This window comes from Petralouisia muris (genome assembly GCF_004793545.1).
GTDB lineage: Bacteria > Bacillota > Clostridia > Lachnospirales > Lachnospiraceae > Petralouisia > Petralouisia muris.
This window is the reverse complement of record NZ_SRYA01000099.1, coordinates 1-13343: the sequence shown is the minus strand read 5'-3', so window position 1 is coordinate 13343 and position 13343 is coordinate 1. Positions and strand designations below refer to the sequence as shown.

Genomic DNA, 13343 nt, shown 5'->3' with positions numbered 1-13343 from the left:
ATGAATGGGTGTAAAGACATCCGGTATTGTTCTTTTCCTTAAGTTAATGACATTGCGTAAACACGGCACTTTTGGCACTACATAGGTTCCAAAGTTGCATTATTTCCGTGTGCTTTTAGGGGCATTTTTACATTAGGGAGGGTGCGAACCTTTGTTCTGGGGTTCTTTTGCCTGATAGTATATACTCGTAGGCAAAAGTCGGTTATTATCACGGAAACTCGGATACTCGCAGGCAAAACTCTATACTATCACGCAAAAGTCGATACTCGCAGGCAAAACCCTTATACAAACACGGAAACTGACTGTATTATCACGGAAACTTGCTGGGAGTTTTCGTGATAATATACAGAGTTTCCGTGTTTGTATATGGGCAAAGCGGTAAAAATTGAATGAAATAGTAAAAAGGGCTGGATGACGGCTCTTTTTTGCTTTCCACTCCTGAAAAATAGTCATTTCGTGCTATCGGGTGAAAAACAGAAAATTTTTATGGTATAATTCAGAGGATGTTTTGCTTTAGCGGAAACGATTTTCTGCCGAAGTAATAGAAAGAACACAAGAATCAAATAGAAGGATATGGAGGCTGGATAGTCAATGAGCAATATTGTTATTTTGGTTGGGAGCATGAGAAAAAATGGTAATACAGATCTGCTTGCGCAGGCATTTGCAGAAGGAGCCCGTGAAAATAATTTTGTGGAAATTGTATCTGTTGCCGATTATAAGGTCAATCCATGTATTGGCTGTAATTCATGTTTTACAAGAGAAGGGAATAAGTGTTTTCAAAATGATGACATGGATGGGATATATGAAAAGTTGAAAGTGGCTGATATGGTGGTTGTGGCATCACCGGTATATTTTTATGGCATTAGTGCAGAACTAAAAGCGGTAATTGACAGACTGCATACGCCCATGAGAAATGAGTTTTCAATCAAAAAACTTGCTTTACTTCTGGTTGGGGCGGCAGAACTGCCAGAATTGTTTGATGCAATAAAATTGCAATATCAGCTTGTGCTTAATTTCTTCCATTTGGAAGATACGGGTATGGTGCTTGTGAGGGGAGTTAAGGATAAAGGGGATATCAAAGGAAATGCGGCACTGAAGGAAGCATACGATTTGGGATTGTCGATTAAATGATGAGATTTGGAATAACTCAAAGATTTGTTAAAGAACAATAAGAACCGGCAGGAGTATAAGAAGTATGCGCTATTATCAATGCGATAAGTATCCAATCGAATTTGTGGTGTCAGAGAATATTGATAAGTATTTTGATTCCCATAACCATGTAGGGCATTATGTCATATCAGTGGTCATGCAAGGAATGGTGACAGTTTGCTTGGAAAACGGAGAAGTGGAGTACCGCAGAGGCGATGTGTTTGCCATTCCGCCTTATGCTGTACATTCCGTGCGTCAGGGAAGGGATGCGTGTCTGCTGTCTATGTGTGTAGGAACTGCTTTTATTGAGGAGACAGATTCAGAAACAGCAGAGGGTATTGTGCAGGAGTTGTTAATGGAGGCAATGGGGCAGGGAATTTTTGGAAAAGAGCAGGGGGAGAAATTTCTGATTTCTGTGAAGGAAGTTTACCGTCTTCGGGATAACGGATCAAAAGACATGGATGCTGACATAAAAATTCTGACTGATAAAATTACCAGCCACCCGGAACAGGAGCTGCTTATAGAAACATTGGCGGCGGATATTTTTGTCAGCAAATATTATCTCATAAGGAAATTTAAAAGCAGTATCGGGATGACACCGCATCAGTTCTGTATCCAGAACCGAATACGAAAATCACAAGGGCTGCTGGATGAGGAAAAGACAGTCAGCAGGATTGCTGCGGAAATGGGATTTTATGATCAGAGCCATTTTGACAAAGCGTTCCAGAGGATTGTCGGGATATCCCCATCAGAATATATCCATTCTAAAAAACTGATAGGGCAGAGTATATAGGGCAATTTTTTACAAGACATGATTGCTTCCGGGGAATATGATTGAAACGTAAGACAGATAACATATTTTATCGGAGGTGCAGAATGGATACATTTGAATTGTTTAACAATGGAAAATTAGTTTTGCCGGAAAAGGAGACTGGCTTTGCAGGGATTGAATGGTCAAAGCATCCGACTTTTAAGGGTGTCGAACTAAAACACATCATCACGGCAAAGGACACAGACGGGAAGTTCAGCTACCATTTGGTGCGGATTGCTTCCGGTTGCAGTATTGGGAATCATACCCATGAACCCCAGTTGGAAACGCATGAGGTGATAAAGGGGAGCGGGAGATGTGTGAATGCAGGCAGCACTATTCCGTATGAAGCCGGTACGATATCCATCATGCAGACAGGCGTACCGCATGAAGTCACTGCAGGTTCAGAGGGGTTATATCTGTTTGCCAAATTTATGCCTGCATTATGTTGAACTGAATAATAAGGATAATAAGCAAGACCGCCGCACTATGGCCATCATCCGCCATATGCGGCGGTCTGCCTTTTCCGCAGGCAGGCCGGGCGGCCTGATAATGGAAATCACTTGGAAAGCGGGGGAATCAGAGGTAATATGCTTACACGGCGGTTTACGTTTGCGCCGCCTTATATCGGACGAATGGCGATATGCCATATTCGTGTGTTGATATGTGAGCCTTCCGCGCAAAAGCGTCAACAACTCTTAATAATTAACGATAATTGACCGATATATAAAGTGACGAAATAAAACGAAAGGAAGGAAGCGGTATGGCAAAGGAAGAGATTACACCGAGCGAATGGCAGATTATGGAAGTCCTGTGGGCATGCGGGAAGCCTTTGACATCCTCCGAGGTCTACAAGAGGATGCAGGGGAATGTGGGTATGTCGATGAGGATGGTGCGGGTGCTGATGAACCGCCTGAACCAGAAGGACATCCTCGGCTACACGGTGGATGAGCATGATTCGAGGGTTTACCACTATTATGTGCAGAGGTCAAGGGAGGAATGCGTGAAGGAGAAGAGCAGGAAGTTTGTGGACAGCTATTTTTCCGGCAGCGGGACAAATGCGATGGCGGCGCTGCTGCAGAGCTTCGCACTGACGGACGAACAGATAAAAGAGCTGGAGGAGATTCTGGAGAAAAGCAGGGAGCGGGGTACAGAATCCACAGATAAAGAGGGTGGACCCCATGCCTGACTGGTCACAGATTGGCAGCCTTTTGGATTTCTGTGCGGCTTATTACACGACCCAGCTTGTACGGTGTGCGGCATTTTCCTTCGTGCTGATTGGGCTTGTGATGCTGCTCCGGAAGATGCTTTTTTCAAGACGGACATTCATAAGGGGGCTGTTATGGTCATCCTTCCTGCTCATCCCGTTCCTTGGAAAGCTGAAGCTGTTTTATGAGAATAAGGCAGTGGTGGTAATAACAGGCCGGATAACGCATGGAACCATGACCTGCCTGTGGGCAGACCGCATTTATATGGCGGGCATCCTTATAGCCGCTGTCTGTATATTCGGAAAGCGGCTGCGCCTCCGGAAATCGGCTGCCGGAATGGAAAAGGTTTTTCTGGATAATATGCAGGTCAGGATTACAGACATGAATGTGACGCCGTTTACAGTTGGGCTGTTTGCACCGAAGATCGTCATCCCAAAGGTAATGCTGGAGAGCTACAGCAGGGAGGAATTAAGGTCTGTCATTCAGCATGAGCGGACGCACATCCGGTTAGGGCATTTGTGGTTCGGGCTTGCATGGGATGTCCTACGGTGCCTCTTATTGGCGAACCCGTTCCTGACAGTCTGCCAGAAACAGTTCCGGGCGGATATGGAGGATATCTGCGACAGGGTGTGCATACAGGGCAGCGGGAGGACGGCGCATGAATATGGCATGGTGCTGCTGAAAACCCTGAAATTGCTGCGCTCCGGAACAGAGAGTACGCCGCCTGCCGTCACTTATGCGGGGGAAAGGGAATTTGAAGACATGAAAAGGCGGATGGGTGAGATTGCAGGTTTCCGCCCATACCGTAAAAGGATGTGCGCGGGCATGGCAGCCATAGCCGTTCTGGTGATTGCGGCACTGCTGCTGGCAGTACATAAACACTCCTATGCGCGGTGCAATGAAAGTCGGGATATTATGGTCGGGAATTATGACGGTGAACCTAAAATTATTTCTTATGATACCGAGGCATTAAGCCGGATGATTTCATATGATGATAGATACGTTTACGTTGAAAGGCAAGCCTTTGAGGATTTTTTAAAAGAAAACAATGCAGAAGGAGAGGTTTGGATTGTTTTCGGCGGGTTTTATAAACTTCCGGGTTTAACTGGCATAGCAGAGAGCTGTACTTACGAAAACAATTCAGAGGATGAAGTAGTGCGGATTCCCTATGAAAGCATCACGGACGACTGGTATTTTGGATTACTTAAAATGTTATAAGCATTTCATGTAAAAGAAATGGATTTCAAATAATTTTATTATCAAGGAGGAAAAAATTATGGCGATGGAGATTACAAACAATTACAGCAGCTATGCGGCACAGAGCATGGCGGGAAGCAATGCGGCAAGCAGCACGAAAAAGAAGGAAACAGAAAACACATCAGAAACAACAGGAAACAGCAAGTCAAGAAGCACATCAGATTATGTGAACGAACTGGCAAAACTTGTTCCAAGTGTGGAACTTAAGGTTGGGAATTCTTTTTCAACAGCTAAAAGCGGTAAAACATTGACGATCAATCCGCAACTTTTGGAAAAGATGCAGAATGACCCGGAGAAGGAAAAAGAAATGAAAGAGCTGATCAGAGGTGTTGAATCGGCGGTGAATATGCTGGACAGCGTAATGAATGCCAGTGGATGGAGTGTGGTATTTAAACATGATTATATAGATGAAAACGGAAAATACCGCCAGATTGCCCTTGTCAGAAATGACTTTATGCTGAATATGAGCGACAAGCTCCGGGAAGAGAGGAAGAAAAACTCTGAGAAACTGATTGAAAAAACGAAAGAAAAGGCAGCAGAAAAGAAAGAAAAATTAGAGGAAACTTTAGAAGAAAAGAAAACAGAGCAGGCAGAGGATGGAACAGCAGCTCCAAACAAGGCAGAGCAGCTTTTGGAAGAAAAAATGGCTGATTCCAAAGACGGAACGGTTTATCTGAATGATACAGATATCCGGACAATTATAGAAGCTGCCCAGGAAGAGGATGCGGGCAAAACCGTTGTGAAAGATCAGCCACAGGTTGGTGCGAATCTGGATTTGAAAATATAAGAGGAGGCGAAGATATGAATATCAGCAGTAACAATATGAAATGGCTTTCTGGATATTCCCTGGTGAACAGGCTGTTTTCGCAGAAGAATGGGAATAAGGCAGGTATTTCCAACCAGGCGGGTGCGAATGTCAGTGGCGGAGTGAAGTATAAGCACAGCAATTTATATTATGACGAAAATGGTGTGCCGTGGCATTCAAAAGAAGAAGCCGACAGATGCATCAAAGGAACAAATGGAAGCTGGAAAAAAATTGTGTCCGTATCAGATGAAGTAAAAGCAGAACTGGCAGAGGTGGTGAAACAGGATTTTATCACTACAAACGGTTGGGGCAAGCCAGATGGAAGTAAACAGCCCGATGTAATCAATAAATATTTAAGCACAATCCCCTCGACACAACATAATTCTGCTGCATGGACTTTACAGCGTATGGCAGGGGATTATGCCACAAGGATGGAGAAGCTGGTGAGGGAAAACAATCCGGGATGGAAACCGGGGGGACGCCTTTGACACGAGCATTTTAGACCAGCTTGACGGGACACTCGGCGGGGTGGACTTCAGGGCATAAAATTGGAAATGGAGGATTTGATATGTCAGTAAATATAGAGGGATATGTAAGCCAGACTGGTGCAGCAAGCGGCTGGTATCAGAATGGCAGGGCGGTCAGCACACAGGAAAAGGAAAAAGATGCACCGCAGCCAAAGGCGGACAATGCGGTGAAGGTTTCCATTTCGCAGGAGGGCATTGAGAGCTATCGGAAACAGACCCGTGAAAAAGGGATATCGGGCAGGGTTGTTGCAAAAGGGCACAAGGAGAGCGTTATAAGGCAGGCAAAACAGGCAGCAAGCGCACTATCTGCAAACGCCTATGGCGGTGAACTGGCCGGGGAATTGGAAAAGCTGAAAGGGCAGAGGACAGGCAGCGCATACGGCATTGCAGACCAGATGGAGGATTCCGTCAGGGCATATGGCAACCTTTATGATGAAATCGTGCAGGGCTACCAAAACGGCACAAGGGAGCGTTATGTTGAGGATGAAAATTCAGAGACGGGTTTTGGCAAAATGACAATGGAAGAAGAATTAAGCAGGCTTGACCGGGCATTCCAGAAGATGGCGGACAGGGCGGATGCCAAGGAAATGATTGAGGGCAAGTTTAAGAGGCTCAGAACTGAAGGAGGGAAAGGGCTTTCCAAGAATGCCTCTAAAAAGCCGCAGGGGACAGATGGAGATGCCCCGGAAACAGCCGGGCAGAAAATGAAAAGGCTGGCACAGGAATGGAGGGATGCCTACAAGACTTCCGGCTCTAAGGAAAGCGGTATGGAGAAAGTGTTATCCATGCTGAATGGTATGTTTGGCATTCATAAAGAAGCGTAATTGGATATACAGATATAATCTTTACACATTATTCCGCAGAGGCGCATAATGCTTTGCCTCTGCAGTCTGTCCGGAGGCGAGGGGCGACTGTAGGTGATAAGAGAAGTGAACCGCTCGGACTTATTACGAGGGAGCGGGTGAGGCTCTGACCGACAGAGGAGCCGTGATAATAAATAATGGAGGATATTTGGAGATGAGTGTAAATGGAATAGGGGCAGCGGAATATCCGCTGACAGGATACACGGCAAGGAAGATGGAAACAAGCGTGGAACCCGGAACGGTGGGATTCATGGAAACGGTAGAAGAAAAGGCGGCGCAGGGCAGAGCAGCTGACCAGAACGAGAAAGCCTTTGAGATGGTCGGACCCAATGCCCCGCAGGAAGTGAAGGATGCGTGGATGGATGCGGCGAAAGAAGTAAATGCGAATGGCATGGGAATCCGGGGCAACGGAATGATGAGCCACATATTGCAGATGATGGTGCAGCGGCTTAATAAACAGCTTAAGGGTGAAACGGAGAATTTTGACATCCTTGGAAACACGGTTGAATCTGCGATCCAGGCAACGAAACGGGCGCTGTACGATCTGGAGCATCCAAGGGTATATACGCCCAGGAGCATAGAGGTACAGCAGGCCCGTATCAAAGAAGGGGAATTTTACAGGGAGTTTTTGGAGAAGCTGGAGCAACTATAGGTGCTTTTCAAATAAGGCATAGCCGAACAAGGCAAGGCGGGCATCCCCGGTTTTCCGGTAGATTGGGGAATCGGGGAGCAGGAGCAGCTCTGATTGGAAGAGGAACCGCAGATTGGAAAATGAATTTTGAGGTGGACTCATGGGAATTTCGGCTTTAAGTGCAGTAAATTCTGTAAATACGAAACACAGTATGCCATTGAGCGACAGGGGGCCTGACTGGTCTATCATTCCAAGTTCCGGGAAAAGCAGTAAATCAAAGGCTGAGTTTACTGACGAGATTAAGGAGCTGGCACGGAGGGCTGCAAATACTACAAGCAAGGCAGAATTGGAATATATCCATAGGCGGAGGACGGAGCTGTGTGCAGAATATATGTCTGACGTATCGCCCGACAGGAAGGTGCTGTACCGGCAGGCTGAAAATGCGCTGAAGCGGCAGGGTGGCAATCCGAAATACCACGGGAGCGGGGAACTGACGCTGCTTGACTTCTTGGAGGCGGCAGACGGGAGGACGGACAGACTTGTTGAAAAGAAATTTGCCCTGGCAGGGGGCGGAACGCTGACCTGCCCGGTTCTGACAAGCGGGGGACATGGCGCGGACATTTACTGCCAGGGCACAAAAGTATTGACGTATCTCGGTTCGGGATACGGGTGGGCTTGCGAGAGGATTCCGGCTGAACGGGAAAAGGAAAGGGAATTTTGTTGCTACCCATTTTTCCTGTCCTATAATTACTGTGGTTGCCTGTCACAGAATTAACCGATATTATAGATGAAGTTCCGTTTGACGAGCTTGTTTCGCTAATAAACAGCTTATCAGATGAAAAAAGTAAACGCATTCTTTTGAGTAAAGCTGCCGATGTATACGGTAACGGTGGAAAGGCCCACATTATTGAATTAACTGGCATCACATATCCAACTCTCATTGCTGGAAATGCTGACTCGAAAAATGATGCAGTTATTTGCAGCAACAGAATCCGCAGGGAAGGGGCTGGACGCAAGTCAACAACGGAAACCTACCCCAACATTACAGAAGCTATTGAAAAAATAATTGATGGCAATACATATGGCGATCCCTCTAAGGAGCTGCATTGGGTTGCATCAGCCCTTAGCCTCCGAAAAATCAGCGATATCCTCGAAGCAGATTATTCCATAACTGTCAGCCATGTGAAGATATCACAGCTTTTAACAGATATGGGCTACAGCAAACAGGTGAATCAAAAAATGGAGCAGGTCGGCATACCAAGCCCGGACCGTAATGAACAGTTTGAATTTATTGACCATACCGCTCATGAGTATCTGGAGAATGGAGAGCCGGTCATCTCTGTTGACACAAAGAAAAAAGAAAACATTGGCAATTTCAAAAATGCTGGCGCAGAGTGCAGGGAAGTAAAAAATCCCCGCAAAGTGCTGGACCATGATTTTCCGATTCCTGAATTAGGCAAAGCGGCACCGTATGGCGTTTATGTTCTCAATAACAACACTGGTTTTGTCAACCTTGGGACAAGCCATGACACACCTGAATTTGCGGTAACCAGCATTTCATGCTGGTGGAATGCCATTGGGAAAAATGCATTCCCTGCGGCAAAGCGGATATACATCACGTGTGACGGTGGTGGGAGTAATAGTTCCCGCAGCCGCAGCTGGAAATACGAACTGCAGCAGTTAGCCAATGACACAGGGCTTGAAATTATGGTTTCCCACTATCCGCCTGGCACATCAAAATGGAACAAAATAGAGCATCGGATGTTCTGTTATATTTCAAAAAACTGGCAGGGGCAGCCTTTAATTGATATTGAAACAGTAATCAGTTTAATATCCAATACAACAACGGAAAAGGGACTGACCATTACCTGTCAACTTGACGAGAAGGTATATGAAACTGGTCACAAAATAACTGATGATGAATTAGCGCAAATCAGCATTTTCCCCTGTGAAACACTTGGAAAATGGAACTATATTATTAAACCCAAAAACTAAAAGTTATTTTTTAACAGTTCCCAAGTTCCTTTGTGCGGCGGCGTAAAAAGAAGCGGTTTGAATATGACATGTAGAAAACAACAAAAGCCATGAGGAATACGGAAATCGTGTTGCACATCGTTTCAACCCGTCCGTTATTTGATATTTTTTCAAGCATGACCGCATTCATGGAGAACGAAGTGAATGCAAAAAAGATAGTGATCACAAATGAAACGGATAATAGGTAGAGGGCGTAAAACGAAAAATTATTTTTCAGATTCTTAAGCGCCATAGATAAATTATGCATCTCTCCCCTCCTATCTTTCTGTGTCTAATTTTGCCACTTCCCGTGCGATGGATTCATAGAATGTACGCCTGTCATCATTCTGTCTGAACAGCTCCCGGATAATGCACCCGTCTTTAAAGATCAAAATGCGATCAGCGAAACTTGCGGCATATGCATTATGTGTAACCATCAATATAGTGGTATTAAGGGCTTCGTTTGATTCCTTCAAGGTGTTTAGTAAATCTGTCGCAGAACTGGAATCCAATGCCCCCGTTGGCTCGTCGGCAAATAGAATACTTGGCCGCTTTACAATGGTCCTCAAAGCCGAAGCCCGCTGTCTCTGCCCACCCGAAAGCTCATTTGGGTATTTGTTAAGCTGTGGGTCAATGCCAAATGCTTCTGCCAGGCTCCGTACCATGTTTTCTATTTTTTTCGGCGGGAGTTTCTGCAGGGTAAGCGGGACAGCAATATTTTCAAAAATGGTAAGGCTGTCAAGCAGGAGATATTCCTGAAAAATAAATCCCAGCTTATCCCTGCGGAAATCCGCTGCGCCTGAATCGGAAAGGTTCTTAATGTTGACACCGTCTATTGTGATGCTGCCGCTTGTAGGTGTGTCAATCGTGGAAAGGACATTAAACAGCGGCAGGTAAGATTTTTTTGAAGGAGGATGATTATTATGGCAATGAATGTAAACGGAATAAACAATGGCGCTTATATGCCCGTTCAAAAAAGGGAAAGCCCTAAAACGAGAAACATGGCACCCGGTTTCCAGAACAGCTTTAACGGAGTACATACTCTCGTAATGGGTGGCCTGTGTTCAAGAGGATTGGCCGATGGCGGCTGTGTAACGGTTTATAAGGCAGAAGGGTATAGTGCTGAGAATCCGATCATGCGGGTTGTCACCAGGGCAGCGGACGGGCAGGAGCATGAGCAGTTGATCGACCCTGCAAAGGTAGACCCGGCAAGTGCGACAAGAACAGAAATAGATGCGCTGGCGGCGTACTTGGTGGACGAGAAGAAACTGGACAGCATATCTGCATTAAGGATAGGGGCAGAGGCGGAAAAGGGGACGGAAAGTTTTTCTACCGCTTTTGCTGAAAAGAAGAATTTCTATGCCATTGCGGAAGAAATGATAAAGATGCAGTATGAATGTCACAATCTTGCGGGCTATGCATCGTATCAGAAAATTCTAAGCGCGTTTGATGCGTTTATGGATAAAGGCTGAAAGCGAGATGTTTGACCATATAGAACTAGGAGGGATTTTATCATGCGCATAGGAAATAACAGCCAGGGAATCTGGCAGCTTTTATCAAGGATGAATGGAGGCAAAGCAAACACGAATATGCCTTTCGCTGGGGCAAAGCGTTCTAGTGCAGGCGGCAGGAATACGCTGGAAGATTTGCTTACCGGTCATTACAAAAATTCGCATGGCGTGGAGGGCATGGTGATAACGAAGGGCAGTAACCGAAAAAGGATCATGCCTGTGTCAAACGAGATGAAGCAGTTTGTCTATAACGATGTGAAGGATGCGTTTTATAAGTATAACGGTATGTCGGGCGATAACGAAGCAGAGCAGAAAAGATATAGTGCGGCCATAAATAATTACCTGAAAACGATAAAGAAGGAAGACCGTTCTGCCACCTCTTGGACTTTGGGACAGATGAAGGTAAATTTTGCGAACAAGGTAGCCAGTGCCGTAAAGGAGAAAGTACCCGGCTGGACGAATGGCAAGCCGATTCCGTCTGATGTGCTGGATGAGATTTTTGCAGATGAGAGTATCACGTCAATGGTGTCCGGGAAATCCGGCACGGCAAAAGGGCTGGATATACAGATATAATCTATACCCCTTATTCGGCAGAGACGCATAATGCTTTGCCTCTGCGGTCTGCCCGGAGGTGAGGCAATGAACCGCTCGGACTTGTTACGAGGGAGCGGGTGCGGCTCTGACCGACAGAGGGGCTGCAATAATAAAAATAATGGAGGATTAAAAAAATGAATATTAACGGAATAGGAACAACAGGATATCCGGCATGGCAGGGAGCAAGAAAAACACAGCAGAATACTGTAAGAAAGAATTTTGCAGAACAGATAAACAATGTGGCAGGTGCAAAGCCACATACATCTATTGTCTATATGAAAACGGATGATATGCTGTTCTCTGGCGGTAACGGGACAGGGCTGTCCTTTTACATCAAATATGCGGAAGGATCAACAGAGGATGATCCGACAGTGATTGCAAAAGGTGTTGATGAGAATGGAAATGAATTTGAGCAGACCATACATATCAACAAGATAAATCCCCGGAATGCCTCATTAGTGGAAATGACGGCTTTGAAATCATATATGGAGGTGGATAAGAATGGAGGGCTTACATCATTACCGCCTGAAAGTGGAATGATGGGGTTGAGTGACAGGACAGATTTTATGGATATGTTCCAAAAGCAGATTAGCGATATGAAACTGTTGAGCCAGAAAAAAGCGGCGGCATACTATCAGTACAGTATGCAGGCGTATTGGGATTTTATGAACAAGAAATAGATTCCATCGGCAGTATGTCCCCAATAAGCCACAGCCTGACAAGGTAGGCATCCCTGGCGTTCCGACGGATTAAAAAACTTTCTCATTAAAATTGAAGGGTAAGATGATATGAATCAAAGAGATAATGTGGCAGATCAACTGAAAGAACTTCTCGATATGTATGAGTTCAGTATGGATACACTTTCTAAATATTTGCAGTTGCCCATGGAGCAGATAAGGAAACTGTCTGAGGGGGATGTTGGCTTTTTGCCAGAAGATCCTATATACCGTTTCAACATCTTTAATAAGATTACGTTCCTTTATCTAAGCGCTGTGGAGGATAAGGATTTAAAGTTATGTGCATTCTTGAAGGTGCTTGTTTCCTATCATGGTCTGTCTAAACGGGCAGTGGCGAAAATGGCAGGGGTAGAGGTAAAGAATATTGAGAGGATGTTATCAAATCCACCCAAGAAAGTGTCAGAAGATATAAAATATAAAGTTGTGGTTACAGTTATGTCATTACGATTTTTCTTGAAAGACTGCGAACAAGAAAATATAAATTGTTAGTTGATCTTTCGGACGGCATACACCCGATAAGCCACAGTCTGACAAGGCAGGGCAGGCATCCCCGGTTTTCCGGTAAAACAGAGAGAGGCGATTAAACATGGATATAACAGGAATAGCAAAAAGCCATCATGCGGACATCCCAAAGGCATCATCCCGGAAAGAATGGAAGCTGTCTGACTCCCTCCGGGAGCAGATAGCCGAATACGCCAGGGAGGATGCGGCGCAGGGTGTTTATATGGGAAATAAGTTCCTCGCCCTGCGGAAAAGCGAGGTCGCCAAAGTCGCGCCGGACAGGGCGGCACTGATGGGGAAGGTCAGTCAGGAAATGGCGGACATGAAAACGATACGGGAGGCTGACAGGCGGTGGCTGTGCCTCCTGTTCGGGGAGCCGTATGAGGCCAAGCTCCAGTCCGAGGGGACGGGTTCCGCTGTCCATGTGTATGACGGGAATGGCGACGAGGTACTGACCTACACGGCGGGCATGGGCTGGCATGAGAAGGAGTCGAAGGCGGAGACGCAGGTACACGGGGCTTTGAAGGCTGCCTACTATGATGCGTTCCGGGCGGCAAGGCAGGAGATAAATACCGGGGCTGTGGAAATGCAGGGCGGTTTTGACGCAAGGGCATAGTAAGAGCAGTGTGGCGGTTTCTCCAGTTTTTGTTAGATTGGGGAACAGGAAGAAATATGGAGAGGTGTTATTACTACGGCTATTAAAAATCGACATTTTTAATAGCCGTATTTTTCAATGTAT

At 45.7% G+C, this 13343-nt stretch carries 18 protein-coding genes; 16 read left to right on the top strand and 2 right to left on the bottom strand.

Annotated features, from left to right (window positions below):
- Positions 1-591: 591 nt before the first annotated feature.
- From E5329_RS25725 to E5329_RS25675, 11 genes are all read left to right on the top strand, one after another.
- Positions 592-1131: a flavodoxin family protein gene (locus tag E5329_RS25725; protein ID WP_135992082.1), complete on the top strand. Its 540-nt coding sequence runs from the start codon at positions 592-594 to the stop codon at positions 1129-1131.
- Positions 1132-1195: 64 nt separating this feature from the next.
- The gene (locus tag E5329_RS25720; protein ID WP_135992081.1) at positions 1196-1942 is read left to right on the top strand and encodes a helix-turn-helix domain-containing protein; all 747 of its coding nucleotides are present in this window, start codon (positions 1196-1198) and stop codon (positions 1940-1942) included.
- A gap of 83 nt (positions 1943-2025) precedes the next feature.
- Positions 2026-2409 carry a cupin domain-containing protein gene (locus E5329_RS25715; protein ID WP_135992080.1) on the top strand — a complete coding sequence of 128 codons (384 nt, stop codon included), beginning with the start codon at positions 2026-2028 and terminating at the stop codon, positions 2407-2409.
- A 311-nt stretch (positions 2410-2720) separates the two neighbouring features.
- Positions 2721-3146 (top strand): BlaI/MecI/CopY family transcriptional regulator, encoded by a 426-nt coding sequence (locus E5329_RS25710; RefSeq protein WP_135992079.1) that lies wholly within the window; start codon positions 2721-2723, stop codon positions 3144-3146.
- On the top strand, positions 3139-4383 hold the full coding sequence (locus E5329_RS25705; RefSeq protein WP_135992078.1) for a M56 family metallopeptidase: 1245 nt from the start codon (positions 3139-3141) through the stop codon (positions 4381-4383). The genes E5329_RS25710 and E5329_RS25705 overlap by 8 nt, the downstream gene beginning before the upstream one ends.
- 58 nt (positions 4384-4441) lie before the next feature.
- Complete coding sequence (locus E5329_RS25700; protein ID WP_135992077.1) at positions 4442-5209, top strand: DUF6033 family protein; 768 nt, start codon at positions 4442-4444, stop codon at positions 5207-5209.
- A gap of 14 nt (positions 5210-5223) precedes the next feature.
- Complete coding sequence (locus tag E5329_RS25695) at positions 5224-5715, top strand: DUF3879 family protein (RefSeq protein WP_275443754.1); 492 nt, start codon at positions 5224-5226, stop codon at positions 5713-5715.
- 80 nt (positions 5716-5795) lie between these two features.
- Positions 5796-6578, top strand: coding sequence for a hypothetical protein (locus E5329_RS25690; protein ID WP_135992076.1), 783 nt, complete (start codon positions 5796-5798; stop codon positions 6576-6578).
- Between the two features lie 193 nt (positions 6579-6771).
- The gene (locus tag E5329_RS25685; protein WP_135992075.1) at positions 6772-7269 is read left to right on the top strand and encodes a hypothetical protein; all 498 of its coding nucleotides are present in this window, start codon (positions 6772-6774) and stop codon (positions 7267-7269) included.
- A 139-nt stretch (positions 7270-7408) separates the two neighbouring features.
- Positions 7409-8023 (top strand): hypothetical protein, encoded by a 615-nt coding sequence (locus E5329_RS25680; RefSeq protein WP_135992074.1) that lies wholly within the window; start codon positions 7409-7411, stop codon positions 8021-8023.
- Positions 8005-9243 (top strand): ISAzo13 family transposase, encoded by a 1239-nt coding sequence (locus E5329_RS25675; RefSeq protein ID WP_275443753.1) that lies wholly within the window; start codon positions 8005-8007, stop codon positions 9241-9243. Before E5329_RS25680 ends, E5329_RS25675 begins: the two co-directional genes overlap by 19 nt.
- Before the next feature lie 10 nt (positions 9244-9253).
- Here E5329_RS25675 and E5329_RS25670 read toward each other — a convergent pair whose 3' ends face one another.
- Entirely contained in the window at positions 9254-9529 is a 276-nt protein-coding gene (locus E5329_RS25670) for a hypothetical protein (RefSeq protein WP_330572361.1), read from the bottom strand.
- Between the two features lie 10 nt (positions 9530-9539).
- Entirely contained in the window at positions 9540-10235 is a 696-nt protein-coding gene (locus tag E5329_RS25665; RefSeq protein ID WP_330572360.1) for an ABC transporter ATP-binding protein, read from the bottom strand.
- 75 nt (positions 10236-10310) lie between these two features.
- On the opposite strand from E5329_RS25665, the gene E5329_RS25660 reads away from it, so the two are divergent.
- The 5 genes from E5329_RS25660 to E5329_RS25640 all read left to right on the top strand — a co-directional run bounded on the left by E5329_RS25660 (position 10311) and on the right by E5329_RS25640 (position 13220).
- Positions 10311-10733 (top strand): hypothetical protein, encoded by a 423-nt coding sequence (locus E5329_RS25660; RefSeq protein WP_135992073.1) that lies wholly within the window; start codon positions 10311-10313, stop codon positions 10731-10733.
- 42 nt (positions 10734-10775) lie between these two features.
- Positions 10776-11345, top strand: coding sequence for a DUF3879 family protein (locus tag E5329_RS25655; protein WP_135992072.1), 570 nt, complete (start codon positions 10776-10778; stop codon positions 11343-11345).
- Between the two features lie 155 nt (positions 11346-11500).
- Positions 11501-12046 carry a hypothetical protein gene (locus E5329_RS25650; RefSeq protein ID WP_135992071.1) on the top strand — a complete coding sequence of 182 codons (546 nt, stop codon included), beginning with the start codon at positions 11501-11503 and terminating at the stop codon, positions 12044-12046.
- 108 nt (positions 12047-12154) lie between these two features.
- Positions 12155-12592, top strand: coding sequence for an HTH domain-containing protein (locus E5329_RS25645; RefSeq protein ID WP_135992070.1), 438 nt, complete (start codon positions 12155-12157; stop codon positions 12590-12592).
- Positions 12593-12689: 97 nt separating this feature from the next.
- A complete protein-coding gene (locus tag E5329_RS25640) occupies positions 12690-13220 on the top strand; it encodes a hypothetical protein (protein ID WP_135992069.1) in 531 nt (176 codons plus the stop codon).
- Positions 13221-13343: the final 123 nt, after the last annotated feature.